The following is a 24,907-nucleotide window of genomic DNA, read 5'->3' as shown; positions in this document are numbered from 1 at the left end:
CTAACCCCGTGGATCTAGTGGGTTGGTTTGTTATCGTTTCCCTATATGTCACGTTATCTACAATTTTATACGTTTTTGCCTCTTGTGTGCTCATTGAACTATGGGCAGCGATAATCCAAGTCTGGGACAAACTGTCACGACGCTCTGCTACCTTCTGATCCATGCGATCTGAGGGCTTCATAGGTGAGCCGCTGCCATGGTTATCACGATCAGCCTCCATGTCAGTTATGCCTGGAGCAGGACAAGCGTCACTTGAAACACTGCGTGCCCTCCTTACCGCTGTTTCTGTCTCTCCTTACATGGAATCGGTAATCCAGTGGCCTACGCCGCAAGACACCGTGACGGTTCGCAAGGCTCTTCGTCAGCTCGGCTCATGTGGACTAGTTAGAAAAGTTGATCGCCGAACCGTCGCTCTAACGGATGTCGCTAAGCGCTGGCTTGCAGGGGAACCTAACGACCTCCTCATTGGTGCTTTTCATGCTCACGTACGATATATGGGCGAGTTGTTAGCGGACGTTAGTAGTAACTCTCTTACTCATGATGAACTGCTCCAAGTAGCTAATAAGAATTACGACTTTGGTTGGAGTAGCCTCGACCCGCTTAGGCGACGAACTACATGGTTACGAGCGCTCGGACTGTTAGATATTTCGTTTGATCACAAGATAGTTATTACGCCCGAGGGTGTAGACATCTTGAAATATCTAGTGATTCAAAAGCCGGAGGAATTACCCCACCGCTTGAGGCAAGAAGCTAGTGAGCTGTTTAATATTAATCCGCCGGGAGAAGTGTTAACAGGGCTGCTTGAGAACCTGGATTCTCGGGCTCTAAAAAACAGAAAGCCTGTCATTGGATACGTGCCTCGGGGAAGTCGTGATGACGCGCTTGATAGCTTTCGGTTGCTCGTCGGTTCAATGATTCCGCGCATTACGCGACAAGAGTTAAATGTATTTTGTCGCAAGGAATTTGGAATTCAAGAATCTTCTGTAGCTGGAACGCTTTCCATGCTTAGGGGAACCGGACTTGCTGAGCAAGTTAGCATCGATGAGTTTGCCGCGACACCCGCAGCATGCGAGTGGATTGAAACTGGCGATAATTTAGACTTGGTCCGCATAATCCACTCTAACATTTCATGCTTTGGCGAGATTCTATACGCTATAGAGGTTGCCGATCAGGTTCCAGCGTTAACGGCTTACTTGGTCCGCTCTTATGGGATGCCACGCAAGGACGTAGCGGGAGTACGCACCCGTATTCAAATTCTCCGCGCGTGTGGCCTTCTAGAAGAAGCTGCGTTTGCTCGATATCGCCTCACTTCTCTTGCGCGATCGTTCCGCGACACAATACCGCTGCTCCGGCCAGAGAAAGAGCGAGAAGAAGTAAGTAGCGAAAATGCTTCGGAAGAGTTGGATGCTGCTCAGTCGTTGCGCATAACGAGTAGTCGACTACTCCTGGCTGCTGAACTCATTAGCGCGTCAACGGATTCCACTAATCCAAGGAGATTAGAGCTGGCTGTTGCTAAAGCGTTCCATGAACTCGGACTACCTGCTGAGCATCACGGTTTACCGGGAAGTACAGACGTCGTTGTCATGCTTGGCCTGGGAGGAAATGAAACGGAGGTAGCCATCGTTGATGCCAAATCGTCCGCATCTGGCGTTGTAACTGAACATCATGTCGACTTTGACACTCTTCGAGAGCACAAGAAGAAGCACAATGCTCAGCTTGTCGCGCTTGTCGGGCCCTCATTTGAAGAAGGCCGGCTTTTCAAGCGCGCTAAGGAGCACGAAGTATCTCTTATAGATATTGATCTTCTTGCCACTACGGTTCGAAATCAACAAGATTCGCCTCTGGCTCCGTCTGGGGTCCGTCTACTGTTTCATCCGGATGCTAAGACAGCCCTTCAAAAGTTCTGGACGGCCGAAGAGCGGAGTAGAACGCTTATTTCTCATGTCCTTGCTGTGGTTGTTCGCGAAGCGGCTAACCCAGATCCCGTTTTTGGAGGTGTTCTGACACCTAAAGACGTTTATGCTCTTCTACGAAATGAGATGGAGGTTAAACCAAGTATCGATCAGATTGAGAATGCCCTTGATTTGCTAGCTTCGCCGTTAATTCGAGGAATATCAAAAACGAAGAACGGTTATCTCGCATGTGAGCATCCGTTTACTACCTCTACTCGGCTTAGATCACTCGCAACTTCTTTGGAACAGACAGCGGGTTTACTGGAATCCTGATCGACGACTTTTATGATTTCCCAATGGCTTACTCACTTATCTGAACCTTAGGAAATTTATATGCAGGATAAAAGTTCGCGAGATGAATCCGAGCCTGACCAAAGTCAACTTAGCCGCATTGAGCGTGTTCCACGAACCTTAGACGAGCAAAAGCTCCTGCTGTCTACGCGGCCCCCAGGGTGGGAGTACCTACTCTTTTCAAGTGCTACTTTTCTGGCAAGACAGGAAATGATCGCTAAATGGCACGACTATCAACTAGGATATATTAATCCTGCGCGTGACGGGTTTGTTGGCAGTGCCGAGGCTCTTAGATTTTTATCGTTTGCAATCGGACGATGCTCTTCCATAGTTGAGAACTTATCAAAACTGCTAAATGATCAAAGCAGTGAATGGGCGTTTGGTGCGCCAGGATATCCAGGAAGCGAAGACCGTATAAGGCATCTAGCTAGCCGCTTGGTGAAAACCTTTGAGGAGCATATTGACTGGGTTGCTGTTATCCGAGGAGCGGCACCTCCGGATCACCTTAAAAGACTTTTCGAGTTAGGTGCTAGGTTAAATTTCCACCCTCTCGAACAGGTTAATGGTTACATCGATAGGATGGTTTTTGAGCTTGATAAATTACCCGCGTTGATCAGGGGCCAAGGGCATGCAGATATTGACTTAAGCATGCAAGTGACGATGAACGACGAAGCTTTACGAAACTTCAACGAGGAGGCTCGAAGGGTTAATCAGGAGTTTTCTTTCTTTTCCTGACTCTTCGAACCTCCTCGCGCAAGGCGGCATTCGCCGCTATCTGCGTCTCCAGCTTTCATAAGGAGAGCGCTCGGGCATCTCTGAGGGTCTTTGTAGTTCCCCTCTTGAAGCTGTAGCAAGCCAGGCCCCCCAACGGCTTATGAATTCGTCCAGCTCCCCAACGGTGAGCGGAGTGAAGGGCCAGGCGACCTGGACTTCGGTCGTGCTAGGGCTCAGGGCTTTGGCGGACTTTTCGCCAGGCATCAGAGAAAACGGTTCTTTGTCCGATGATTTTCGGATTAGCGGAGACCACATGAAGGCTGTTTCAAACCACTGATAGTGATTTGCGCTTTGGGCGTCGCAGTACCAGAGGGAATGGCTTCGTCCTTGGTACTGAGAATTCTTCGCCTGGGTCGAAAGAGTTAAGAAGGAGTACGAGATCACATCAAGAGCTGGCGGATACCCACCTTCCCATGGTTGTTCTCCGGCTTCTCTAATCCCTGAAAAGCGAAGCTCTGCTTGATTTATTGCTAGTGTCCATCCACCATCACGTTCTGGACGATGACGACTGTTCGGTGCTGCCTCCATAATTGCTTCTCGAAGTGCTTCGGTGATGCGGATAAGTCCTTTTTCGCCGACTTTCGCTAACTCAAATCGTTTTTCGGACACTGTCTGCATCTCGGCTTCGCGTCGTGCCGCCTGACCGATGCGTACGGCTTCAATTAGGTTCGCTTCTTGAAGGCTAGCCAAACCGCCTGATAGTGGCGCTTTAGTCATTTTTTGGAGACGAGCGACGAGGTTCGCTGAGCTAGGACGTGCGCCTGGTGGCTTGTACAAGCACTCTTCAATCAGGGAGGCTAGGTCCGCTCGAACGCCGCTAATGGCAGGAGGGTCCTGATGTAGATGCTGTTCCCGGAAATCTGGTCCGTTAAATGGCAGATTTCCGGTAAGAAGCTTATGGGCGATGATCCCTAACGAATAAATATCGGTTGCGATACTAGCGCGCTCTTCCTTCCATCTTTCGGGTGCTGCATAAGGTTTTGAAAGAGCGAGCTTTCTCGTGTCTGGCGCGGTAGTGGCTTCTGCGTAACGCGAAATGCCAAAGTCCGCTAAACACCACTTCCCTTCATGAAATAAAATATTCGCTGGCTTGATATCTCTGTGAACTACTCTGCCGTCTAAGCTGGCAAGCGCATGCGCGATATTGGAAAGGATATTTATTGCTTCGCTTATTTCTACCTTGCTATTCAATTTGCGGAGATAGTCGTCGAGGGAGATTTCGGCGCGCGGCATGACAATGACCCAAGAGTTTCGGGTTTCACCACTGTCGATGATCGGTATGACGTTTACGGCATCTTTAAGGTCGGCAAAGAGTAATTCTCTCTGAGCTCCCGGGTCTTTGTCGATAAGCTTGGCTACGGCCTCGCCCCATGAGGAGTGTGCGATGTATACACGTCCATATCCTCCTCTCCCAACCTGCTCGCCCAGATCCCACTCTCTGTCCTTGAGCTTTAGCTTCACCGTGCTGCCTTCTGATCTTGTTCTTGCTCCATCTCGGGTGAGGAACATTATAGCTCTCTATGCCTGATCCGGGCCTCTGGATTTCGGGGGACCTTCCAGGGGTGGTGAAGGGTGCGCGGCTTGCGATGTGCCCGACCGTTTTACTTTGACGGGCTTTGTGTATGTGGGGCTGATGTCAGACGACATAGGGAATCCCGACAGGTCGCGGCTGTAGGGCATACCGTGAGTCACGGTAGTGACTTCTGCCTAGGGGAGAGGAAGTTTCAAGGGAAAACGGAATTATGCGATACGGCAGTGTTATTAAAGCCCTTGATCTTTGAGGTGAGCTGTCGTCCAGACACGCTCGAAGCTGTCAAGGTAGGTCGCCGCTGCGCTGTGACTCTCGGTGTGTGCCAGGTAGATGACGGGTGCCTCAGAGGCGCGGGTGCCATAGGCATGGAGGTTGACCAAGAGTTCGTCATCTGCGCGGTAGATCGAGTTGTAGAGAACCGTGCCGTGTAACCGGATCTCGATTCCTGGTGTGGCCAGGAGTGGCAGGCACAGGGTGAGCGCGTTCCTGGTCCTGGCGACCATGACGTCACCTCCAACCCCTTCGTCGACCCCTCGGTCTGCCACCTGTGAACTCTCCGGGTCGCCGAGGAGGATGCGCACCCTGACACCGGCCTGTGCTCGCTCGACGAGAACGCGGAGAAGCCCGGTGTCCTCTGCTAGGAACAGGCCGCTGTAGACGAGAATGCCGATCTCGTGTTCTGCGGACTCGAAGAACTTGCGCCAGGTGTCGGCCGGTACGGCCCAGCGGTGTGAGTAGACGGCCTTAATCTCTCCGGAAAGTTCCCGCCCGCGCTGAGTGTCTTCCGCCCAGAGGTCGGTCTCGTCGACCTGGAGAAGGTCGGCGACCGCCAAGCGGTGACGAGGATGGGGAACCCTGCCGCGTAGCCAGCGACCCACGGTCTTGGGGTCTACGGCCAGGCGGGCGGCGATGTCGACGGGTTGCAGTCGCGCCCGTATGAGCGCGTGGCGAAGGTTCTCGTTCATCGGGCACACCTCCACAGCGGGGTCCGTGCCTGCGACGCTAACATGAGACGTCCCTAGACGTCCCCGAAGTGTGGTGGAGAGGTTCCATGCTCCCCAACAGGCTCATGGCACAGAGCGGGATGAACCATCGCTCTGCCCTCCAACCTCGATGGGAGCTCCGTCACATGGGCACCGTGAAAGAGAACCAGCACGCCTACCAGACCGACCTACTCACCGCACTGCGCGGGCAACTCGTCTCCCGAGAGATCATCGCGGTCCTAGTCGTTGATCAGAAAGACCGGCCGTGCCTGGACGTCACCGACAGCGCGTTCATCAGCCGCCGGGTCTACGTCCACATCGCGTTCCAGTGGTTCTACTGGGGTGACCAGCCCGATGAGCGGACCTCCTGCCTGCGCCTGTTCCAGGCGGCCGACGTCATCGCGGAGGCCGCCCAGAAAGGGTGGCGCGAAGGTGAGCAGGGAGAGCTTGGCCTGGACTTCAGCAAGATCGTCGACGCGTACCGCGCCTGACCCGATGGCACCTGGTGAAAGCAAATGGCTGACCGGTGGGCTGGTCTATCCCCAGATCGCCGGGAGGATTCGTGCTCGGATCGCGGCGGGCGACTACCCGCCGGGGAGCCTCCTGCCCTCGGAGTCGGCCCTCGTCGCGGAGTTCCGTGTGTCTCGGACCACCGCTCGCCGGGGCCTGGCGGTCCTGGAGAGCGAGGGTCTGATCATCGTGATGCCCGGCAAGGGGCGCGTGGTGAGAGACGACGGCTCGACGCTGGGGGCGTCGTACCGCTATCAGATGATCGCTCATGATCTTCGTGAGCAGATCCGCGCCGGGACGCTTGCCGCCGGGACCACGTTGCCCAGCGAACGCGCGCTACGACAACGGCACGGGGCATCACGCAACACCGTTCGGCAGGCTCTCGCCGAGTTGGAACGCGAAGGGCTGATCACGACGGAACACGGCAAGGGGCGATTCGTTCGACCGATTCAGGGTGAGACGTCCTAGGACGTCTCACCCTGAACTCTGGCTCGACTTTAGGGGACGGTGTCTATCGTGAGCAGCATGGGACAAGCTGAGTGGGCGCGTGACCTGGCCCGACAACTCCTTGAGCAGCCGTTGCCGCGTCGCTGGGCGCATACGCAAGGTGTCGCGGCACAGGCCGAATCGCTGGCCCCGATCCTCGGCGAGGAATCCGATCTACTGACCGCGTCGGCGTGGCTGCACGACATCGGTTACTCGCCCGAGCTGGTCGACACCGGGTTCCATCCCCTCGATGGGGCGCGCTACCTACGCGATGTCCACCAGGCCGACGACAAGCTGTGTCGCCTGGTGGCACATCACTCCTGCGCCATCTACGAAGCGACCGAACGCGGCTTGATCGACGCGCTGAACGGCGAGTTCGACAGGGAACGCCCCGAACTGGTGGAGGCGCTGACCTACTGCGACATGACGACCGGCCCCGACGGGTCTCCCTTCGATGTCGCCGACCGACTTACCGAGATCCATCTCCGCTACGGCCCCGATCACCTGGTCAGCCGCTCGATCACCAACGCGACGCCGTGCATCACCTCGTCGGTGCGTGCGGTGCTGGCCGCGCTATCCGATGTGCGGGCCGGCGGCGTCGTCTAAGGACTCTAGGAAGTGGCCGATCCGCAGGCGCATCGACCGGTCAGAGGTGAGCGAGTCGATCTCGTCGCGGGGCACCCACCGGACTTCCTTGGACTCGTCGCTCGGTGTGGGTTCCCCGGCGATGGGGCGGGCGGTGAGCACGATGGAGAACTCTTGCCGGGCTTCGCCGTTGCTGGTGTAGAGGATCACGTGCCGTGGATCGGTGTAGGTGCCGACCAGGCCGGTGATTTCACAGGTGATCCCGGTCTCTTCCAGAGTCTCCCGGACGGCCGCCTGTGGCAGGGACTCCCCGAGGTCGATCGCGCCGCCAGGAACGGCCCAGTTGTCGTTGTCGGAGCGGCGGATCATCAGGATCTCGCCCGCGTCGTTGGTCACGATCACGTTCACCGACGGAACGAGGCTGTTGGGTGCGGGGGCTTGGGGATCGTCGTAGAAGTCCAGACGGCGCGCCATGGCTCAGAACTCTACTGGCGTGGCGCGCTCCCAGACGGCCTCGAAACTCTTGACGTAGGTCGTCACCATGCCCCCACCCTCTACTTTCCGCAGATGCATGACCGGCGCGTCGGCGGCGACCCTCCCGTACACATGAGTGTTGACCAACAACTGGTCATCGGCCCGGTAGATGGAGTTGTAGAGCACGGTGGGGTGGAGACGGATCTCCACACCTCCGAGCTGTCCCAGTGACCGGTAGTAAAAGAGCGCGGTCCTGATCTGGGCGGCCATCCCATCCCCAACGCCCTCATCCTCACCGCGCTGAGCGACCTCTTGGCAGTCTGGATCACCGAGCAAGATTCTCACTCGCACGCCCTCGTTCGCCTTGTCGGCGAACAGGCGCAGCAGGCCGGTGTCCTGGGCGATGAAGATGCCGCTGTAGACCAGCACGCCGATCTCTTGCTGAGCTGTTGAGAACAGACGTCCCCACGCGTCCTTGGGAACCGCCCAGCGGTGGGGGTAGATGGTGACGATCTCGGTTTCGGAAACGGCCGCCGCCTGCGCGGGAGTCATCGCGTCCGGCCACAGGTACGCCTCTTCCACGCCGAGGAACTTGGCGACGGCGAACCGGTGCTTGCGATACGGCGTACGACCTCGGGTGATCCACCGCTCCACGGTCTTGGCATCCACCTGGATGGCTTCGGCCAACGCGTCGATGGTGGTGCCGCGTTCGAGGAGTGCCACGCGTAACCGCTCGTTCGCCATCTCACCTGCCCGGTAGAGGGGACGTCCAGGGACCTGGCAATCGTAGACCGGACGTCCTGAACATGTCCCGTCCTGTAGTGATCACGTCCCGCTTCTCTGGCGCACTCTCGGTAACGCAAGCAAGACCGGAGCGACCAAGGAGTGATCGACATGATCAACGACATCCCCCTGATCGTCGGAATCGCGCTCGGTACGGCCGTCGCCGTCGGCTACGTGCTCGTCCTGATCGGGATGCGTCAGGAAGACCGTCACATGCGGTTGGCCGACGTACCCCCGACCCGCGCGGCGGGCCTGGCCCGCCGCGTCACCGGCTGCCACGTACGAAGCGGCACCGCTACCGCCCCGCATGCCCCCAGAAGGGCGTGAACCGTGGACATCCCCCTGTTCATCGTGTTCCTCGCCCTCTTCCTGGCCGGTGCCGTGCTGATGACGTACGTGCTGCTCATCATCGGCATCCGCACCGAGGACCGCCGCATGAACATCACCGCCCCACCCCGCAACCTCATCGAGGCCGTGACACGGCGCCTGCTGGGTGTGCGCGTCCGCCACCACTCCGACACCGAACCCCACACCCACGACGCGAGGAGGTGAACACGTGCGAACCTTCCTGACCCCGTTCGGCCGCCGCTGCCCGTGCGGCGCCCTGACCGACCCCGGTACCGGTCGCTGCCGCAAGTGCCGTGCCCGTGCCCGCTGGCACCGCCGTAAGGCCCACCACGACACCCTCTGAACCCCTGACCCGCGAGATGAGAGTAGGTGAGATCCCCATGACCGTGTCGATTCCCCTGGTCGTGCTGCTGGGCGTCGTCGTGCTCGTCGCCTGGCGCTACCTCGGACTGCGCCTGTGGCAGGCGACCGTGTGCCTGCTGTTCGGCTTCTTCCTGGCCGCGACCGCCCTCGGCCCCGACATCCGCCACCTGGTGGACGCCGCGCTGAGCTGGCTCACCGGCTCCTGACCCCCGTTGCTCGACCGAAGGAGGGATGCCTAGTGCCCCACACCCACCCCTATCCCGACCGTGATCTTCAGGAGGTCATCGCCCGCAACCGCACCGCCCGCCAGATCCTCACCGCCTTCTCCAGCGCCACCCTCACCCTCGCCGACATCTGGCAGTACCTGTTCACCGCCCTGGACGACACCCTCACCCTGACCACCCAGCTCACCGGCCTGCGCGCCGATCTGGCCCGGACCCGCCGCAGGCACGCCGACCTGATCGCCGCCGCCCGCGCCACCCTGGCCGCCCACTACGACGGCGAAGCCGACCCGCTGTTCTACCTGCGCGACGAACTCACCGCCCAACACCCTCCGACGGGTGATGCCGGATGAGCAGGCACCGAACCTCCCGGCGCCGCCTGCGCCGTAACGCCCGCCGTATCCGCCGCGACGGCATCGAACCCCTGATGGTCCTCTCCGATGACCTGGAATTCGCACCCCTGGCCATCGTCGCCATCACCCGCGCCCTGTGGCGTTATCGCTCCGAACTCACCCCGCTCACTACGGCGCTGCTCACCCTCGTGAGCGGGGTGATCCTGCACACCGCTTATCCGACGTGGTGGCCAACCGTCCTGATGCTTACCGCTGTCCTCGCGTGGGCGCTGATCTTCTTCGGCCGGTGGGTCAACCTCACGCGCCGCATCGAACGCGGCTACGCCGCCGCGGTCGTGCTGCTGGTCGGCGGGTGGATCGCCACGGCCGCCGCGCTCGGCCCGTTCACCGCACCGCTTCCGGCGCTGCTCGGTGTCGGCGGGGTGCTCACCGCGCTGCCGTGGTGGGCGCATCGCCGGCGCCGCGCCAGGGTGCGGGTGGAACGCACCCTGGCCGCCTGGCCCGACATCGCCCACGCCGTCGGCCTGACCGGCTCCCGCATCCAATCGGCGATCGTCGACCTGTGGGGTTACCGGGCCAGGATCGCCCTGGCGCGTGGCCAGACCGTAGAGGACGCCATCGCCAAAATCCCCGCCCTGGAATCTGCCCTCGGTACCCGACGCGGCTCGGCTCGTATCCAGCCGATCCCCGAGCGCGCCAACCGCCTGGAGTTGCGGGTCATCGAGACCGACCCGCACGCCGATGCGATCACCTGGCCCGGACCGTCGGTTACCTCGATTACCCAGCCCGTCAAGCTGGGCGTGTTCGAAGACGGCAGCCCCGTGCGCGTCTCCCTGCTGCGCCGTCACGCCCTGGTCGGCGGGGTGGCCGGTGCGGGCAAGAGCGGCGGCGTCAACATCATCCTGGGTGACCTGTCCGCCTGCCCCGATGTCATCATCTGGGGCGTCGACCTCAAGCGCGGCATGGAACTCCTGCCCTGGGCCTCCTGCCTCGATCGGCTGGCCACTACCCCGCAGGAAGCCGAAACGCTGATGGGTGACGCGGTGGCCATCCTCGACGGTCGCGCCGACGCCCTCGCCCAGCACGGCAAACGCGTGTGGGAGCCGCACCCGGACGCGCCCGCCCTGATCGTGTTGATCGACGAGTACGCCGAACTCGTCGACGAGGCGCCCGGTGCCGTCCGGCACGCCGACTCCATCGCCCGACGCGGACGCGCGGTCGCCGTCACCCTGGTCGCCGCCACCCAACGCCCGTCACAGAAGGCCATGGGACAGGGCGCGGTGCGCTCCCAGATGGACGTACGGCTCTCCTTCCGGGTTCGGGAGCGCCGCGACGTCGATCTCATCCTCGGACAAGGCATGCTTAAGAGCGGATGGCACTCGCACACCCTTAACGCGCCCGGCAAGTTCCTCATCAGCGCCCCCGAGCATGACATCCCGCGCCGTGCCCGCACCTACCTGCTCGACGACGCCGGGGTTCAGCGCACCGCCACCCACCACGCATCCCAGCGCCCGCCGCTCGATCCCATCTCCGCCGCCGCCCTCGAAGCCATCACCCCAACAGCACAGGACACGCCGGACAGCGCCGACGCATCACCACCGCCGCCCAAACACGCCCGCTCGGACGGTACGCAGGACGCCGAGAACGCCCTGTGGACCGCTCTGCGTGACGCCCCCGCCGATGGCGTCTCGATCGATGACTTGATACGCACCACCGGTATGGGCCGCTCCTGGATCTACTCCCGGCTGCAAGAGCACGTCCGCTCCGAACGCGTCACCCAGGTCAGCCGGGGACGCTGGCGCGCCACCCCTGATTCCTGACAGTCGGTAATCGTCCACGTCCATGTCCACGCGCGCGTCTGCACGTAAGGGTGGCATGCCCGTCCGTGGACGTTCGCGTGGACGATCACTCAAAGTGACCAATGAGGGGAGGTGAGGTCCCAACGGGAAAACCCGAGAGGGTACGGACTCCGTCACCGGAAGAGTGGGCGCAAGAGCAGATGAAGAACGCGCCACCGCGTTCGAAGGAGTGGGCTCGGCGCGTCGCTCGCATCTATCAACTGGAACTCGATGATGACAACGATCTCTGAGGAACCGACGAGACCCCCGGCTCTTGGAGCCGGGGGTCTCATGTCGTCCGTCGCCGTCACTCTCGGGGGCCGCGATCCTCGTTCCAGATGGGTTCGATCAGGCTCGGGTCGAACTGTCGCTGACCGGGGTTCGTGGGATAGATCACCACGGCCTTGAGGCTCTGGGCGATGGCGGCTTGCCGCTGGTCCAGAGTGAAGCTGGGGTCCTTCCACTTCTCCGCCAGGTCGGCGATCCCCTCCATACGCTGGACTCGTGCCGTCTGATGTCTGCGCTGCTCGGCTTCCAGCTGACGTTCCTCGGCTTCCAACTCCTCAAGCAGGGTGAAGTAGCGGGTGCCCTTGATCTTGCGCGCCTTGTAGGCGGCAGTGATCTCCTGGAGCTGTTCCCGGAGCGCGTTGAGTTCGTCTTCCTTGTCCCACTCCGGAAGCTCTCCGATCTCGCGGAGTTGTACGCGCTGATGGTCTGCGATCACCAGAGCCGTGATGTACGCGTCGACCTTGGTACCGATCCGCGAGCAGCCCCCACAGCCTCCTTCGCGCTTGTCCCGGCACGCGTAGATGGGGGTCTTGAGCCCATGCGCCGCCGGGCGCATCCCGCCGCGCATGGCGGCGTTGCACTTGCCGCAGCGGACGAAGGGGGAGAGCAGGTACTTGGTGGGCTGTCCGCGACCGTCGCGTGGGCTGATCCGCTTGTAGACCCTGATCAGTTGGATCAGGGCGTTGAACTCCTCCTCGGTGATGATCGGTTCCCACACGCCGCGTATGGGCTGGCCTTCTCTGTCCTTGAGGACTTCTCCCTTGTAGGTGCGGATTCCGTAGAGCCGGGGGTTGGTGAAGATCTGTTCGATGGTCCGCGTGCTCCACCTACCGCCCGCGACGGTCGGCACACCCTGGTCGATCCACTCGCGGGCGATCGTGCGCGTCTTGACCCCGGCGATCATCCGCTTGGTGGTCTTCCTGATCAGGTCCGCCTCTTGTGGGTTGAGGTGGATCTTGTCTTCCTGCCAGCCGAACGGGCGCATGGCACCGGAGAGGTTCCTCCCTTTCAGGGCCGCGCGCCGCTTGCCCGTGCTGATCCGGCGGGAGAGGTTCCGGGATTCGAGGTTGCGCTGGTTGACCTCGTGGCGCGCCATGGCTATCCCGGCGTCGGTGGTGAGATCGAGGTATCCCGTCATGCCGACCACCAGCACCCCTCGGTGCTCCACCAGGTCGATCAGGTCTTCCAGATCACGGGGGTCACGCATGCCGCGATCGATGTTCGGAAGCGCCAGAGCGTTGTAGGTCCCGCGCCGCAGCTCCCGCATCAGGGTGTCCCACATGGGCCGGATGACACGGTAGGCCATCGTCCCGTCTTCGAGGCGGACGCGCATCTTCTTGAACGCGGACGTGTCGTTCTCCGCGTACTCCTTGCCGATGCGTCCGCCGATGTCGGCGACGAAGCCTCGTAGGTCGTCGAGCTGGTTCGTCACCTGCTCGGCTTCTCCGTCGGCATCCTCGGACTCGCGGGCGTACAGCGCCCAAACGAGCAGGTCAGGGTTGATGTCCAGTTCGGTGCGACCGCCGACACGGCGGGGAGTCCATGTCATGCGTCCATGGTTACCTGAGTTGATAGTGAAATCGATAGCCACCGGTATCGGTGCGGGGTTCGTGACGTACGTGCTGATCAAGGCGGTCAAGGGCAAGGCTCGTGAGGTCCACCCGCTGATGTGGACGGTCGCCGGTCTGTTCGTGATCTATTTCGCGCTTGGCCCGATCAAGGCTCTGCTCAACCTCTGAGGACGAGACACGGCCGTCATGGTGAGAAGCGATCACCATGACGGCCTTCTGCATGCCTCTCGATTCGTTCCAAACCTATGAGGTTGTCCGGTCACCGTCGCTTGGTATCTCAGATGCAGGGCGGATCAGTGATGCGGGAAAGATCCAGCACCGTGTAGCGCCCACGGGTGGTCTTCCAGAACATGATCGGCCCATCCGGCGTCGCGGCGCCGAACCGGATCTTGTTCCAGTCCTCCGGAGCCTTGGTCCGCTCGGGGAACCCGAGCAGCGCGGCCCGCTGGGTGCACCGGTCATACAGTTGAGCCGAGGGGCCAAGGTAGCCACCACCCCACCTGGTGCCGCTGTCGGGGGCGGCGGGAGGGCGAAGGATGACAAGCCTGTCTCGGATCGGAGGCACGAGGGTCAGAGGATCTCCTGGGATGGTCGTGCGCCCGGAGCCGTTCACTCGCTGTAGAGCGGCCTTCGCCGCCTCGTGGGGCTGGGTCGCGACCTGCCCCACGCACCATACAGACCCGCAGTCCAGATATTCGATGTCGTCTTCGTGCTGCGCCTTGCTCTCCTGGCCAGTGACCAGATTGACGATGCCCTGCCGCTGTCTGTCGTAGGCCCAGGGCCAGGAGGTGACGCGGAGATTCCGTTCGGGAAGGATCTGCTCAGGCTCACCTCCGGTGAGGGGACCACGCCAGATGTCGACAAGGTTCCACCACGCCACGAAATCGCCGACGATCTCGAAGCCACCGACATCACCCTGTTCGGTGGTCGGCAGCCGGGTCACCATTTTCATGGAGCCACCTGCTCGGGGCATGCTCCAAAGCTCCATGTGAGGTTCTCCCTCCGGTTGGTAACGCTTGACCAGAAAGATCACGTGCGTGGCGTTGATGGTCATGGGCGAGAGACGGATATCGAAACATCCAGTGCAAGATGCCCGCTTCGGTGCCGTGGCCAGGACATCCTGGCGCCCCGTGTGGACGTCAAGGCTCAGGAACGCCGGACGATGCCTATCGGTGGTCATCACGAGAGCCGTGTCCGTGTCCAGCATTGCGAGGGGAATCACCGAGCGGCCGTTCTTGAGCTTGTGGGGCATTGTGAGAAGTGCTTCCGGCCACACGTCGCTGACCGGCGCGAGCGCTGGTATTTCGAGAGGCTGCTCGGGCTGTTCCGGTGACTGGCGTGACATGTAGGCAACGCCTGCCCCGGCGAGAACAAGCGACAGAGCCAGGGCGAACATTCTCGTGCCAGGCAGGAGCTTCACTTGCTGTCAGACGGATCAAGGTCGATGATGGTTCCGAACGTGCCGTCGGACACGTCGATAGCCACCGGTATCGGCGCGGGCTTCGTCACCTTCGTCCTGATCAAGGGCGTCAAGGGCAAGGCTCGTGAGGTCCACCCGCTGATGTGGACGGTCGCGGGGCTGTTCGTCGTCTACTTCGCCCTTGGGCCGATCAAGGTGCTGCTCAACCTCGGCTGAGCGACGCCCCGAAGGCCGTCATGGTGATCCAAAAAGGTGATCATCGTGATGGCCTTCTCGCGGTTCTCGTTCGCCGTGCAGGAGAGCGGAACCGCGATGGACGGATCGCGGTCGCTGGGCGGTCGTCGACGCGTCAGGCATTCCGTCCGCGCCCCGGGGCCGTTCCAGATCATGCCGGCAGGACGGTGGGTTCCGTTTTTCCGAAGAGGGACGGCAGCTCCACGAGAAGGACGTCGCCCCGGCGGCGTGCGATCGTCACGAGGTCGGGGTGGAAGCCTTCCAGGGAGAAGACCGCCAGCCGGGTGGAGGTGATGTCATGTCCCTGGCTTCGGAGTATCTCTTTCAGCCGGTCGAGCCGTTCCAGGTCTGCGGGGCCCCGCCTCACGAGAGTGGCCTTCGCCTCCCCAATGAGCCCCACCGTGGCGCGGCCGGCACTTCGGTCCAGGGCGATGACGTCGATCTCGTGTTTGGCCCGTCCGCCCTGATCGTTGATCACTGTCGAGGCGATCGTGCTTGTTCCCGCGCGGAGAGAGGGGGCGGTGTGACGGCGGAGCCACTCGCGTGAGCATTCCTCGAAATGAGGGCCCAGGACACGAGAGATGAAGGTGGGCTGAGATTCGCGCCACGCCTGGGCGGAGCCGCCCGTCTCGATCAGGTCCCGTTTCGGAATAATGATCAGGTTGTGGAAGCGGATGATGGGATCCGCGATGGTGATCACCGGACGGTGCTCCCAGAGTGGGTCGGTCGAGTAGTCGAGATAGCCCGAACTCGTCAACATCTCAAGAGGGCGGGTCACGCGGGGGAGGCGGGGTGTCGGAACGTGTACTCGTGCCGGTCGAAGTCGAGGGTCCAGGTGTATTTTTCGAGGAAGGAGTGGGACAGCAGGCCGTCGACGCGTACGCCGCCGAATGATGCCCAGGGCACGCGCCGGGTCGGGGTCGTGGCCACGAACTGGTCGTCCTGGCGAAGCGATCCCAGGTGGATCGGTTCGTCGACGGGGAAGTGCGGGCGGGCCGCGCGAGCCCGGCTCACACCCCAGGAGCGGTATCGCCGCGCGGTCGTGTAGAGGCATGCCTGGCGGGGCGCTGAGCCGTCCTCCTGGATGACGTAGACCAGTCCGGAGTCGATGAAGAAATTGAGGTCCTGCCGGGTGCCGAAGCCGCCGCGGGCGAACATGTAGTGGTCCGCCCACAGGTAGAAGGGGATCCGGGCGAGCTCCGGGCGGTCGTTGAGAAGCGCGAGATGGCCGGCCGCCTGCCGTGGGTCTCGGCGTCGTGACAGGAGCAGGCGTCCGCGGGGATGGTCGATGGTGGCGAGAAACCGCTGCAGCACGTTGGTGCCGATGATGACGAGGTCCTGGTCGCCGCGCAGCGTCGGCATGGCCTCCACCGGCACATTGGTCAGTACGGCGTCGCCGAGCGTCAGCTCCCTGGCCGTCCCGGTGTAGAGGTCGGTACGGGTCGTACCGTGGTGATTCTTTCCGCCGGGGGTCAGCCGGATGCCCAGCGCGTCGGCGCGCCGGGTTCCCATGACGAGGAACGTGCCGCCGGTGTCGATGTGGGTGCGTACGGGGTGGCCGTCGAGCGTGGCGTCCACGGCGGGCAGGTAGGGCGCCAGCGCGTGATCGGCGAAGGGAAGGGCGGTCACGTGGTCGAGCTCGACGCTCAGCGGGTGATCCATCCGCGCCACGAGGTCGGGAGGCATCGGTCGTTTCCCCCCGCGCCGCTGTACGTGCGCGTGGGCTTCGGCCGGCCGGTCCAGATGCAGCAGGGCGTACGCGACGGGTTCGTCCAGTTCCGTGCAGGCCGGACGCAGGTGGCGAACGGCCTCGTAGTGGGTCAGCGCCTGCTCGTAGTCTCCGCGCACGTAGCTGGTCAGGAACCGGAGGTGCGCGTGCTGTCGTTCGTCGGCGTGCGCGGCCAGACGTTCGGCCTCGTCGATGTCCCCGCGCTCCCAGGCCCGCCACGCGGCGCGGTCGGGCGCTCCTCGTGCGTGCCACCGGCGGGGGATCCAGCTCATTCCCCGGCCTCCCCGGTCGCTTGATCGCCTCCGGCGCCCAGGTCCAGGGTGGCCGCGATGATGGTGAGCAGCGGGACCAGCGCGTGGGCGGCGAGCTCGTACTCGCCTCGCCGGGGCTGGATGAGCAGGCCAGCCGCCTGTAACCCGCGTAGGTGGTGGTAGAGATGCCCAGTGGAAGTCGTCTCGCCGAGGACCTCCTGGAGCTGTGCGCGGGTGCGCGTCGTGCCGAGCACCGCGGTGAGCAGCGCGAGGCGCGCCGGGCTTCCAAGGCACTCCAGCACGGCGGCGGTACCCGATCGCTCCGCGCCGACGAGATCGCGAACGGGGTGCTGTTTGGCCCACAGATACTCGCGGCCATCGCGGCCGACGGCTCCCGCGTACGCGATCGCGCCGGTCGCCTCCAGCGGTCCGGGAGCCTGTTCGTCGGCGCCGCCGATGTGCTCGCGTAGCCGGTCGAGCAATCGCAGGGGCGCGTCGCCGGTCGATCTTCCGGCCGCCCGCTCCTTCCGCTGGGTGGCCGGCGTCGCCTCCAGCCGTTCCACCCGCCCTTCCAGAGCGGCGAGCCGCTGCTCCGTCGTGTCCATTCGCACGCACCCTCAGGTTCCATCGAGAGATAATTCCGTAATTCCGGAATAGCGTACATGTGGTCCCTGTGGGGGGCAACGATCCGTACGCGCTCGACCGGTCACCCGATCTGGCGATCATCGCGTGCGGGGAAGGCCCTTCGCGGAGGGGTTCTCGCGTCCTCCGGCCGGGTGGTCGCCGCTTTCCCTGGGCCTTTCCCGCCCGCCGGGTTGTTCGTCGTCTCCTTCGTTCTCGGGCCGATCCAGGCGTCGCCGAAACTTCGAGGACGAGGTGCGGCCGTCACGGCGGGGTCCGAGAAACGGTCACCGTGACGGCCGTGCGTGCCTTCCCGTGCCGTCGTGCTCAGCGCCTCCTGAGATCACCGGGGAGCAGTCCCGCGCGGTATGCCTTGAGGACGGCGTCGGATTCGGCCTGGGTGAGCGTGCCGCCGGTGACGGCCGTCTTCAGCCGTTCGGCCAGGGCCGCCTCGGCCTTGGCGCCGAGCTGCCGATGGAGCGTCTCCAGCGCGGCGGCGACCTTGTCCGTCGTGAGGCCGAGCTTGGCGGCCAGGGCTTCTGCCTGCTTCCCCAGGGCGGCCTTCCTGGCCTCGTCCTGCGGGGCGGCCTGCCCGGGGGTCTTGAGGAGCCGGCCCGGCCGGCCCTCCTCTCTGACCTCCTCCAGGGCCGTGGTGACCTTGTCCTTGTCGAGACCGAGGATCTCGGCGAGCTTGGCGGCCATCTCCCCGTGGCCGTCACGGCCGTCACGGCCACCACGGCCACCGCGCGGGCCGTGCTCCGTGCCGTCGGAGGCGGTGCCGGGGGTCGCCGAGGACGACGGCGCGGGGGTGGGGCTGGTCGCCCAGGCCGCCACGGGGACGGCCAGCCCGCCGGCCAGAGCGGTACCGACGCCGGCGATGATGATCATGCGCTTGGTGCGGTTCATGTGACTCCTTGTCCGATGTGGAGCACTTACCGGACCGATGGTCGGGCGACCACATGAGACACCCCTCATCCCAAGCTGAGAATCCGATGAGATCCGGCGCCACACGGGGGGCGAGAAGCCAGGCGGTGCCTCGCCGTTTCTGTCGTTCCCTGTCTCTACGGTCGGTCATATGAGATCGAGCCCATCCGCCGTTCGGGGGGTCCGCACGGTTCTTGCCGTTCGGCGGACGCCCGGCGGCCCGCGCCGTCGGGAGGCCGCGACCCGTCGCGGGGCGTGGGATGGCCGATCCCCCGCAGGAGCAAGAGCCACGAAGGAGATAAAATGGCCGACAGGCAGCCGGTGACGGAGCTGGACGCTCGGTTCAGTGCCGACGGAGCGACCCCCGCGGAGTGGGAAGAGGGGCGCGAGCAGCTGGAGAGCGCGGAGGTTTACTGGTTGGCGACCGTGCGTCCCGGCGGGCGCCCGCACGTCACCCCGGTGATCGCGGTCTGGCTGGACGGCTCGCTGCACTTCTGCACGGGCCCGGCGGAGCGCAAGGCCAAGAATCTCGAGAGCAACCAGCACTGCGTCCTCACCACCGGGCGCAACGCTCTCGGCGAGGGGCTCGACGTCGTGGTGGAGGGCGACGCCGTGCGGGTGAGTGACGACGCCGTGCTCCGGCGCATCGCCGACGCGTACGAGGCGAAGTACGGTCCCGACTGGCGTTTCGAGGTGCGCGACGGCTGCTTCGAGGGCGACGGCGGTGCGGCCCTGGTGTACGAGGTCGCCCCCGCGAAGGCCTTCGGCTTTCGCAAGGGGAAGTACAGCCAGACCCGCTGGCGCTTCTAGCGGGCATCGCCTCGCGCGGCGGATCCCCAGGTTTCCGGGGCCGGCGGGGTCGCCGGTCGCGGAAACTTCGAGGGAGGCGCCGGGCGCTCCGGGCGGGGTTTTGGCGATCCCCCATCCGTCTGGCACGCTGTACGGCCCGCCCGAGAAGGAAACCCGCTGGAGGGAATCACGTGCATTCGTATATAGTTAGCAAAGGTAATGACCTACGCTAATGAATCACCCCAGGAAGGACCCCGTCGCGAACCTGCGCAGCGACGCCGGTCTGGCTTCGGCTCTGCGCGTGTCACTGGCACGACTGAACAGACGCCTGCGCAGGCAGGCCGCGGTGCACTCGCTGACGCCCACCCAGCTCGCGACGCTCGCCGCCGTAGAACGGCATTCCGGGATAACCCCCGGCGAATTGGCCGAGCTGGAGAAGGTCCAGCCGCCCTCGATGACACGCGTGATCGCCGTGCTGGCCGAGCGGGAGCTGGTGTCACGTACACCGCACCCGACCGATCGGCGCCAGGTGACCGTGGGCGTGACCGAGCAGGGCTCAACGCTGCTGAGGGAGGAGCGGCGCCTCAAGGAGGCGTGGCTGACGCAGCGGCTGAAGGAGCTGACACCCGAGGAGAGGGCGACGCTCCGGCAGGCGGCTCCAATACTGGAGAAGCTCAGCCGGATCTAGCCGACCCCGAGGAACCCGGGGCCCCGGCGGCCCTGGCCGACACCGGGGCATCCGCCGCGCCGGGCGGAGAACCCGGCGCGAAGCCGCAGGGGGAACCCGGCGCGAAGCCGCAAGGGGAGCCGGGCGAGGAGTCGCAGGGGGAGCCGGGCGCGAAGCCGGACCTGGAGTCCGGTGAGCGACCGGCTGGGAGCCCGGCCAGGAAGCCCGGCCGGAAGATCGGGTTGCGGGCGAGGGTCCGGCGGCGGCGGGCCGCGAGGGCCGCCGCCACCGCGAGCGAGTTCCAGGCCACGGAGAGCGGGACGGCCCAGCCCGTGCCCGAGACGCGGGGCGGGATGTTCCGGTCCCTGCGCGTCTACAACTACCGGCTGTTCGCGGCCGGGGGCGTGGTCTCCAACGTCGGCTCGTGGATGCAGCGCACCGCGCAGGACCTGCTGGTGCTCGACCTGACGAACGGCAGCGCCTTCGCGCTGGGCGTGACCGTCATGCTGCAGTTCCTGCCGTTGCTGCTCTTCGGCCTCTGGGGCGGCATGCTCGCCGACCGCTATCCCAAGCGGCTGCTGCTGATCGTCGCGCAGTCGCTCATGGGCCTGCTGGCGCTCACCATGGGCGTGCTCGTCGTGACCGGCTCGGCCCAGGTCTGGCAGGTGTTCGTGATGGCGTTCATGCTGGGCCTCATCGCCTGTGTCGAGGTGCCGACCCGGCAGTCGTTCGTCGTGGAGATGGTCGGCCGCAAGGACCTGTCCAACGCGATCGCGCTGAACGCGTCGAGCTTCAATCTGGCCCGTGTGGTCGGCCCGGCCGTCGCGGGTGTCCTGATCTACGCGCTCGGCGGCACCGGCCCGATCTTCCTGATCAACGCGCTGTCCTTCGCGGGCGTGCTCGCCGGTCTGATGCTCATGCGCACCTCCGAGCTGACCACCCCCGAGCCGGTACCGAGGGCCAAGGGGCAGCTCCGCGAGGGCCTGCGCTACGTGATGGTGCGGCCCGAGCTGCTCATGCCGATACTGCTGATCGCCTTCGTCTCGCTGTTCACGCAGTCGTTCTCGATGTCGATCGCGCTCATGGCGCGTCAGGTCTTCGGGGCGGGCGCGGCCTCGTTCGGGCTGGCCTCCAGCATGTTCGCGGTCGGCGCCCTGGCGGGCGCGCTCATGGCGGCGCGGCGGGTACGGCCCAGCCGGAGGCTGCTGGTCGGCGGCGCGGTCGCGTTCGGCGTGTTCCAGATCGCCAGCGGCCTGGCCCCGTGGTACCCGCTCTACCTGATCTCTCTCGTGCCCGCGGGCATCGCGTTGATCTCGGTGAACACCGCCGCCAACGCAAGCGTGCAGCTCGCCACCTCGCCGGAGATGCGCGGCCGGGTGATGGGGATCTACGTGCTCGTGTTCACCGGGGGAGCCCCCCTCGGCGCGCCGATGCTCGGCTGGATCTCCGAGCTGGGCGGCCCTCGCGCTGGGGTCATGGTGGGAGGGGCGCTCACCCTGATCGGCTCAGGTGTGGCCATAATGCTGACAAAGATGATCGGCAGGAGGTCGCATGCGGCTGTTCGTGGGGTTGCTGCCGCCACCTCCGGTGCGCGATGAGCTCATTCTCGCCCTCGAAGCCCACCGGCCGCGATGGCCGGGGCTTCGATGGCTGGACCCGGCGACCTGGCATGTGACGCTGTCGTTCTTCGGGGAGGTGCCCGAACAGGTGCTGCCCGAGTTGCGGACGCGGCTCGCCGACGTCGCCGCGCACCACGCACCGATGACGCTGTCGCTCACCGGCGCCGGGGCGTTTCCCTCGGCCGGTGCGGCGCGGGTCTTCCTGACCGGTCTGGGGGGCGACCGCCCGGAGCTCGCCCGTCTGGCCGACCGCGTGGGGGCCGAGGCGCTGGGTGCCGGAGCCGGGCAGACGGATCGCCGGAGGTTCACGCCGCACCTGAGCCTGGCCAGGTGCCGCGCCGACACGGACGTGAGCCCTCTGGTCGAGGCGTTCGGGGCGTTCTCCGGCACCGCGTGGGAGGCGGGGACGGTGCACCTGATGCGGAGCGACTTCGGGGGCGGGGCCCGCTATCAGACGGTCGAGGAATGGCCCCTGACGGCGCGGGCACCCCGCGGGCAGAGCTAGGCTCCAGGGCGTGGATCGTCCCCGTCGCTGGTTGCTGCCCACGGTGCTCGCACTGCTCGTGCTCCTCGTGGTGATCGGAGCCCTGGTGTCCTAGCCGCCCGGCGGCCGTGTCCCGGCCGCCTCGCGGCGGCGTTCCCGGCCCCCGCGCAGGCCCGCCGGTTCACCGGCCCGTTCCCGGCACCGGCCCGTTCCCAGCACCGGCCCGTTCCCGGCACCGGTTCACTGGCCACGTCCAGGACCGGTTCACCCGCCCCGTGCGGGTGCCGTCCCGGCACCGGCTACCAGGCGTAGTGCTCGGGCGCCGTCTTGAAGCCGGGGAAGATCTCGTCCAGGCGGGCCAGGGCCTTCTCGTCCAGAACGATCTCCAGTGCCCTGGTGGTGCCGTCGAGCTGGTCGAGCGTGCGCGGCCCGATGATCGGCGCGGTGACGACCTTCTGGTGGAGCAGCCACGCCAGGCCGACGTTCGCCGGATCCTCGCCCAGCTCGTCGCAGAACTCCTCGTAGCGCTCGATCTTGTCGCGGTGCTTCTCCAGCTGGGCGGTGATCTGCTCCGAGGCCGAACGTCCCTTGTCGATCTTCCGCAGGATGCCGCCGAGCAGGCCGCCCGCGAGCGGGCTCCACGGGATCAGGCCCACGCCGTAGTCCTCGGCCGCCGGGATCACCTCAAGCTCCGGCGCGCGGACGACCAGGTTGTAGTGGGACTGCTCGGAGACCAGACCGAGGCTGTTGCGGCGCCGCGCGCTCTCCTGGGCCTTGGCGATGTGCCAGCCCGCGAAGTTGGACGACCCCACGTACAGGATCTTGCCCTGCTGCTTGAGGATGTCCATGGCCTCCCAGAACTCGTCGAACGGGGTGTTCCGGTCGACGTGATGCGCCTGGTAGAGGTCGATGTGGTCGGTCTGCATCCGCTTCAGCGACGCGTCGGCGGCGCGGCGGATGTTGAGCGCGGACAGCTGGCCCTCGTTGGGCCAGTCCCCCATCGAGCCGTAGAGCTTCGTGGCGATCACCGTCTTCTCGCGGCGCCCGCCTCCCTTGGCGAACCAGCGGCCGATGATCTGCTCGGTGACGCCCTCGCCCTTCTTCCAGCCGTAGACATTGGCTGTGTCGAAAAAGTTGATCCCCAGCTCGTGGGCGTGGTCCATGATCGCGAAGGAGTCGTCCTCCGTGGTCACGGGGCCGAAGTTCATCGTGCCCAGGCAGAGGCGGCTGACCTTCAGGCCGGTACGGCCAAGCTGCGTATAGTCCATCCGTCCACACTAGGTACCTGGAGTGCACTCCAGGCGAGCGGGTTGACCGGGAAATCCGTGTCGGCCGGACCCGCCGCGTCTGCGACGCCCGTGCGTACCGCCGGGGCATGATGGCTGAATGCTGAGTAAGCCGGGGGAAGTCTTGGTTCGCGTGCTCGCGGTGGCCGGTCTGACCGCGGCCGCGGTCCTCGCGGGACAGGGCGCGCGGGCGGGTGACGGTCAGGGCGTACGGGGGGACACGGGGCACGGCGTACGGGCGGGCATGGCGCGGGACGCGGAGTACGGCACGCGGGGGGGCATGGCACGCGAGGCTGAGCGCGGCGTAGGGGCCGGTGCGGGGCAGGAGACGGAGCGCGGCGTAGGAACGGGTGCGGGGCAGGAGGCGGAGCGCGGCGTACGGGCGGGTGCGGGGCAGGAGGCGGAGCGCGGCGTACGGGCGGGTGCGGGGCAGGAGGCGGAGCGCGGCGTACGGGCGGGTGCGGGGCAGGAGGCGGAGCGCGGCGTACGGGCGGGTGCGGGGCGGACGGCGCGGGCGGATGGCGGGGAGCGGATCCTCTTCCGCTTCAAGGACAGCCGGATCACCGAGTCGAGCGGGCTGGCGGTCTCGCCGACCGGCAAGGACGTCTACTACACCCACAACGACAGCTCCGCGGGGCCGGTGTTCTTCGCGGTCGGCCCCGACGGGCGGACCCGCGCGACCTTCACCCTGCGCGGGGCGGCGTCCCGCGACTGGGAGGGCATGGCGGCCTCCATCGACCCGCGGACCGGCCGGGGGGTGCTCTGGTTCGCCGACATCGGCGATAACTTGGAGGGGGCATGGCCTGATATTTCGGTATACCGGGTGGCGGAGCCCACCGCGCTGAACGACGCCGTCGTCCCCGCCGTGCGCTACCGGTTCCGTTACGAGGACGGCGGGCACAACGCCGAGGGCATCATGGTGCACCCCCTCACCGGCCGCCTCCACATCGTGACCAAGCAGTTCGCCGGTGCCGTCTACCAGGCCCCGAAGCAGTTGCGCACCGACAGGGTCAACGTGCTCCGCAAGGTCGGTTCCGCGCCCATCATGGCCACCGACGCCGCCTACGCCCCCGACGGGTCGAGCTTCGTGATCCGCACCTACTTCTCCGCCACGGTCTACCGCGCCCCGGGGGAGCAGATCGCCCGGGTGACGATGCCGGAGTTGCGGCAGGCCGAGTCGATCACCTACACGCGCGACGGCAGATACCTGCTGACCGGCAGCGAGGGAAGCCGCAGCCCGGTCTACCGGGTGCCGCTGCCCAGGGAGGTCCTCGACGAGGCGGCTCCCGAACCCACGTCCGCCCGGCGTCAGGCGGCCTCCACACCGACCTCCGGCACCCCCGGCGATCCGGCGCCCACGCCGGTCGCCGCGGTGAAGACCGGTGCGGACGGCGGTGGCGCGGACACCGGGGTGCCGATCTCGGCCGTGCTCCTCTGGCTGGCCATCGCCGCGGGCGCCACCGGCGTCATCGCCCTGATCGCCCGCAGAACCCGCTGAGATACTCAGGCGCGGTTGAGTGATCCGACGCAAG

29 protein-coding genes are annotated in these 24,907 nt (G+C 64.7%); 18 read left to right on the top strand and 11 right to left on the bottom strand.

Annotated features, from left to right (window positions below):
• Positions 1-218 precede the first annotated feature (218 nt).
• Together OG587_RS03825 and OG587_RS03820 are read left to right on the top strand one after the other, a co-directional pair.
• A complete protein-coding gene (locus OG587_RS03825; protein WP_329086891.1) occupies positions 219-2,225 on the top strand; it encodes a hypothetical protein in 2,007 nt (668 codons plus the stop codon).
• A gap of 60 nt (positions 2,226-2,285) precedes the next feature.
• Entirely contained in the window at positions 2,286-2,978 is a 693-nt protein-coding gene (locus tag OG587_RS03820; RefSeq protein ID WP_329086890.1) for a hypothetical protein, read from the top strand.
• A gap of 36 nt (positions 2,979-3,014) precedes the next feature.
• Here OG587_RS03820 and OG587_RS03815 read toward each other — a convergent pair whose 3' ends face one another.
• On the bottom strand, positions 3,015-4,478 hold the full coding sequence (locus tag OG587_RS03815) for a serine/threonine-protein kinase (RefSeq protein ID WP_329086888.1): 1,464 nt from the start codon (positions 4,476-4,478) through the stop codon (positions 3,015-3,017).
• Between the two features lie 300 nt (positions 4,479-4,778).
• On the bottom strand, positions 4,779-5,513 hold the full coding sequence (locus tag OG587_RS03810; protein ID WP_329086885.1) for an XRE family transcriptional regulator: 735 nt from the start codon (positions 5,511-5,513) through the stop codon (positions 4,779-4,781).
• A 164-nt stretch (positions 5,514-5,677) separates the two neighbouring features.
• Between OG587_RS03810 and OG587_RS03805 the strand changes: the two genes are divergently transcribed.
• The 3 genes from OG587_RS03805 to OG587_RS03795 are packed head-to-tail and all read left to right on the top strand — an operon-like array spanning position 5,678 to position 7,133.
• Positions 5,678-6,022: a hypothetical protein gene (locus OG587_RS03805; RefSeq protein ID WP_329086883.1), complete on the top strand. Its 345-nt coding sequence runs from the start codon at positions 5,678-5,680 to the stop codon at positions 6,020-6,022.
• Positions 6,023-6,026: 4 nt separating this feature from the next.
• Positions 6,027-6,509 (top strand): GntR family transcriptional regulator, encoded by a 483-nt coding sequence (locus OG587_RS03800; protein WP_329086881.1) that lies wholly within the window; start codon positions 6,027-6,029, stop codon positions 6,507-6,509.
• Positions 6,510-6,566: 57 nt separating this feature from the next.
• Positions 6,567-7,133 carry an HD domain-containing protein gene (locus tag OG587_RS03795; protein WP_329086879.1) on the top strand — a complete coding sequence of 189 codons (567 nt, stop codon included), beginning with the start codon at positions 6,567-6,569 and terminating at the stop codon, positions 7,131-7,133.
• On the opposite strand, the gene OG587_RS03790 is transcribed toward OG587_RS03795, so the two are convergent.
• Entirely contained in the window at positions 7,101-7,586 is a 486-nt protein-coding gene (locus OG587_RS03790) for an NUDIX hydrolase (RefSeq protein WP_329086877.1), read from the bottom strand. The two genes, OG587_RS03795 and OG587_RS03790, sit on opposite strands and share 33 nt — an antisense overlap.
• Positions 7,587-7,589: 3 nt before the next feature.
• Entirely contained in the window at positions 7,590-8,330 is a 741-nt protein-coding gene (locus tag OG587_RS03785) for a helix-turn-helix domain-containing protein (RefSeq protein ID WP_329086875.1), read from the bottom strand.
• A gap of 150 nt (positions 8,331-8,480) precedes the next feature.
• Between OG587_RS03785 and OG587_RS03780 the strand changes: the two genes are divergently transcribed.
• Genes OG587_RS03780 through OG587_RS03755 form a run of 6 tightly spaced genes read left to right on the top strand, consistent with a single transcriptional unit; the run spans position 8,481 to position 11,474 of the window.
• A complete protein-coding gene (locus OG587_RS03780) occupies positions 8,481-8,696 on the top strand; it encodes a hypothetical protein (RefSeq protein ID WP_329086873.1) in 216 nt (71 codons plus the stop codon).
• Positions 8,697-8,699: 3 nt separating this feature from the next.
• A complete protein-coding gene (locus OG587_RS03775; protein WP_329086871.1) occupies positions 8,700-8,921 on the top strand; it encodes a hypothetical protein in 222 nt (73 codons plus the stop codon).
• 4 nt (positions 8,922-8,925) lie between these two features.
• Positions 8,926-9,060 carry a hypothetical protein gene (locus tag OG587_RS03770; protein ID WP_329086869.1) on the top strand — a complete coding sequence of 45 codons (135 nt, stop codon included), beginning with the start codon at positions 8,926-8,928 and terminating at the stop codon, positions 9,058-9,060.
• A 37-nt stretch (positions 9,061-9,097) separates the two neighbouring features.
• The gene (locus OG587_RS03765) at positions 9,098-9,286 is read left to right on the top strand and encodes a hypothetical protein (RefSeq protein WP_329086867.1); all 189 of its coding nucleotides are present in this window, start codon (positions 9,098-9,100) and stop codon (positions 9,284-9,286) included.
• Positions 9,287-9,318: 32 nt separating this feature from the next.
• The gene (locus OG587_RS03760) at positions 9,319-9,654 is read left to right on the top strand and encodes a hypothetical protein (RefSeq protein ID WP_329086864.1); all 336 of its coding nucleotides are present in this window, start codon (positions 9,319-9,321) and stop codon (positions 9,652-9,654) included.
• The gene (locus OG587_RS03755; RefSeq protein ID WP_329086862.1) at positions 9,651-11,474 is read left to right on the top strand and encodes a cell division protein FtsK; all 1,824 of its coding nucleotides are present in this window, start codon (positions 9,651-9,653) and stop codon (positions 11,472-11,474) included. The genes OG587_RS03760 and OG587_RS03755 overlap by 4 nt, the downstream gene beginning before the upstream one ends.
• A 325-nt stretch (positions 11,475-11,799) precedes the next feature.
• On the opposite strand, the gene OG587_RS03750 is transcribed toward OG587_RS03755, so the two are convergent.
• Entirely contained in the window at positions 11,800-13,410 is a 1,611-nt protein-coding gene (locus tag OG587_RS03750) for a recombinase family protein (RefSeq protein ID WP_329086860.1), read from the bottom strand.
• On the opposite strand from OG587_RS03750, the gene OG587_RS03745 reads away from it, so the two are divergent.
• Positions 13,391-13,519, top strand: coding sequence for a hypothetical protein (locus OG587_RS03745; RefSeq protein ID WP_329086858.1), 129 nt, complete (start codon positions 13,391-13,393; stop codon positions 13,517-13,519). The two genes, OG587_RS03750 and OG587_RS03745, sit on opposite strands and share 20 nt — an antisense overlap.
• A gap of 109 nt (positions 13,520-13,628) precedes the next feature.
• Here the strand turns inward: OG587_RS03745 and OG587_RS03740 are convergent, their stop codons facing one another.
• On the bottom strand, positions 13,629-14,747 hold the full coding sequence (locus tag OG587_RS03740) for a hypothetical protein (RefSeq protein ID WP_329086856.1): 1,119 nt from the start codon (positions 14,745-14,747) through the stop codon (positions 13,629-13,631).
• Between the two features lie 48 nt (positions 14,748-14,795).
• Here OG587_RS03740 and OG587_RS03735 point away from each other — a divergent pair, with 48 nt between their 5' ends.
• A complete protein-coding gene (locus OG587_RS03735) occupies positions 14,796-14,987 on the top strand; it encodes a hypothetical protein (RefSeq protein ID WP_329086855.1) in 192 nt (63 codons plus the stop codon).
• Positions 14,988-15,156: 169 nt separating this feature from the next.
• Here OG587_RS03735 and OG587_RS03730 read toward each other — a convergent pair whose 3' ends face one another.
• The 4 genes from OG587_RS03730 to OG587_RS03715 form a co-directional block, all read right to left on the bottom strand.
• Complete coding sequence (locus OG587_RS03730; RefSeq protein ID WP_329086852.1) at positions 15,157-15,765, bottom strand: DUF234 domain-containing protein; 609 nt, start codon at positions 15,763-15,765, stop codon at positions 15,157-15,159.
• Between the two features lie 14 nt (positions 15,766-15,779).
• A complete protein-coding gene (locus tag OG587_RS03725) occupies positions 15,780-17,006 on the bottom strand; it encodes a retropepsin-like aspartic protease (RefSeq protein ID WP_329086851.1) in 1,227 nt (408 codons plus the stop codon).
• Positions 17,003-17,590: a helix-turn-helix domain-containing protein gene (locus OG587_RS03720; protein WP_329086849.1), complete on the bottom strand. Its 588-nt coding sequence runs from the start codon at positions 17,588-17,590 to the stop codon at positions 17,003-17,005. The genes OG587_RS03725 and OG587_RS03720 overlap by 4 nt, the downstream gene beginning before the upstream one ends.
• A gap of 343 nt (positions 17,591-17,933) precedes the next feature.
• A complete protein-coding gene (locus OG587_RS03715) occupies positions 17,934-18,512 on the bottom strand; it encodes a hypothetical protein (RefSeq protein ID WP_329086847.1) in 579 nt (192 codons plus the stop codon).
• 321 nt (positions 18,513-18,833) lie between these two features.
• Between OG587_RS03715 and OG587_RS03710 the strand changes: the two genes are divergently transcribed.
• From OG587_RS03710 to thpR, 4 genes are all read left to right on the top strand, one after another.
• Entirely contained in the window at positions 18,834-19,340 is a 507-nt protein-coding gene (locus OG587_RS03710; protein WP_329086845.1) for a pyridoxamine 5'-phosphate oxidase family protein, read from the top strand.
• Positions 19,341-19,551: 211 nt separating this feature from the next.
• Positions 19,552-20,007, top strand: a complete 456-nt coding sequence (locus OG587_RS03705) for a MarR family winged helix-turn-helix transcriptional regulator (RefSeq protein ID WP_329086843.1) — start codon at positions 19,552-19,554, stop codon at positions 20,005-20,007.
• Positions 19,914-21,584: an MFS transporter gene (locus OG587_RS03700; protein WP_329086841.1), complete on the top strand. Its 1,671-nt coding sequence runs from the start codon at positions 19,914-19,916 to the stop codon at positions 21,582-21,584. The genes OG587_RS03705 and OG587_RS03700 overlap by 94 nt, the downstream gene beginning before the upstream one ends.
• Positions 21,538-22,110 carry an RNA 2',3'-cyclic phosphodiesterase gene (gene thpR / locus OG587_RS03695; protein WP_329086839.1) on the top strand — a complete coding sequence of 191 codons (573 nt, stop codon included), beginning with the start codon at positions 21,538-21,540 and terminating at the stop codon, positions 22,108-22,110. Before OG587_RS03700 ends, thpR begins: the two co-directional genes overlap by 47 nt.
• Before the next feature lie 278 nt (positions 22,111-22,388).
• Here the strand turns inward: thpR and OG587_RS03690 are convergent, their stop codons facing one another.
• The gene (locus OG587_RS03690; RefSeq protein WP_329086836.1) at positions 22,389-23,357 is read right to left on the bottom strand and encodes an aldo/keto reductase; all 969 of its coding nucleotides are present in this window, start codon (positions 23,355-23,357) and stop codon (positions 22,389-22,391) included.
• 118 nt (positions 23,358-23,475) lie between these two features.
• Here OG587_RS03690 and OG587_RS03685 point away from each other — a divergent pair, with 118 nt between their 5' ends.
• Positions 23,476-24,873 carry a hypothetical protein gene (locus OG587_RS03685; RefSeq protein WP_329086835.1) on the top strand — a complete coding sequence of 466 codons (1,398 nt, stop codon included), beginning with the start codon at positions 23,476-23,478 and terminating at the stop codon, positions 24,871-24,873.
• The last annotated feature ends 34 nt before the right edge of the window (positions 24,874-24,907 follow it).

The organism is Streptosporangium sp. NBC_01469, assembly GCF_036227305.1.
In the GTDB taxonomy this organism is placed as follows: Bacteria; Actinomycetota; Actinomycetes; order Streptosporangiales; family Streptosporangiaceae; genus Streptosporangium.
Note: the sequence above shows the minus strand (reverse complement) of the source record. Positions and strands in the feature narration are given on the sequence as shown.

Bases quoted from the DNA above. Each gene is read 5' to 3' on its own strand.
- OG587_RS03820 (WP_329086890.1), top strand. From the start codon at position 2,286: ATGCAGGATAAAAGTTCGCGAGATGAATCCGAGCCTGACCAAAGTCAA.
- thpR (WP_329086839.1), top strand. From the start codon at position 21,538: ATGCGGCTGTTCGTGGGGTTGCTGCCGCCACCTCCGGTGCGCGATGAG.
- OG587_RS03805 (WP_329086883.1), top strand. From the start codon at position 5,678: ATGGGCACCGTGAAAGAGAACCAGCACGCCTACCAGACCGACCTACTC.
- OG587_RS03740 (WP_329086856.1), bottom strand. From the start codon at position 14,747: ATGTTCGCCCTGGCTCTGTCGCTTGTTCTCGCCGGGGCAGGCGTTGCC.
- OG587_RS03730 (WP_329086852.1), bottom strand. From the start codon at position 15,765: ATGTTGACGAGTTCGGGCTATCTCGACTACTCGACCGACCCACTCTGG.
- OG587_RS03825 (WP_329086891.1), top strand. From the start codon at position 219: ATGTCAGTTATGCCTGGAGCAGGACAAGCGTCACTTGAAACACTGCGT.
- OG587_RS03755 (WP_329086862.1), top strand. From the start codon at position 9,651: ATGAGCAGGCACCGAACCTCCCGGCGCCGCCTGCGCCGTAACGCCCGC.
- OG587_RS03705 (WP_329086843.1), top strand. From the start codon at position 19,552: ATGAATCACCCCAGGAAGGACCCCGTCGCGAACCTGCGCAGCGACGCC.
- OG587_RS03810 (WP_329086885.1), bottom strand. From the start codon at position 5,513: ATGAACGAGAACCTTCGCCACGCGCTCATACGGGCGCGACTGCAACCC.
- OG587_RS03685 (WP_329086835.1), top strand. From the start codon at position 23,476: ATGCTGAGTAAGCCGGGGGAAGTCTTGGTTCGCGTGCTCGCGGTGGCC.
- OG587_RS03710 (WP_329086845.1), top strand. From the start codon at position 18,834: ATGGCCGACAGGCAGCCGGTGACGGAGCTGGACGCTCGGTTCAGTGCC.
- OG587_RS03720 (WP_329086849.1), bottom strand. From the start codon at position 17,590: ATGGACACGACGGAGCAGCGGCTCGCCGCTCTGGAAGGGCGGGTGGAA.
- OG587_RS03800 (WP_329086881.1), top strand. From the start codon at position 6,027: ATGGCACCTGGTGAAAGCAAATGGCTGACCGGTGGGCTGGTCTATCCC.
- OG587_RS03725 (WP_329086851.1), bottom strand. From the start codon at position 17,006: ATGAGCTGGATCCCCCGCCGGTGGCACGCACGAGGAGCGCCCGACCGC.
- OG587_RS03690 (WP_329086836.1), bottom strand. From the start codon at position 23,357: ATGGACTATACGCAGCTTGGCCGTACCGGCCTGAAGGTCAGCCGCCTC.
- OG587_RS03795 (WP_329086879.1), top strand. From the start codon at position 6,567: ATGGGACAAGCTGAGTGGGCGCGTGACCTGGCCCGACAACTCCTTGAG.
- OG587_RS03735 (WP_329086855.1), top strand. From the start codon at position 14,796: ATGATGGTTCCGAACGTGCCGTCGGACACGTCGATAGCCACCGGTATC.
- OG587_RS03765 (WP_329086867.1), top strand. From the start codon at position 9,098: ATGACCGTGTCGATTCCCCTGGTCGTGCTGCTGGGCGTCGTCGTGCTC.
- OG587_RS03715 (WP_329086847.1), bottom strand. From the start codon at position 18,512: ATGAACCGCACCAAGCGCATGATCATCATCGCCGGCGTCGGTACCGCT.
- OG587_RS03785 (WP_329086875.1), bottom strand. From the start codon at position 8,330: ATGGCGAACGAGCGGTTACGCGTGGCACTCCTCGAACGCGGCACCACC.
- OG587_RS03790 (WP_329086877.1), bottom strand. From the start codon at position 7,586: ATGGCGCGCCGTCTGGACTTCTACGACGATCCCCAAGCCCCCGCACCC.
- OG587_RS03780 (WP_329086873.1), top strand. From the start codon at position 8,481: ATGATCAACGACATCCCCCTGATCGTCGGAATCGCGCTCGGTACGGCC.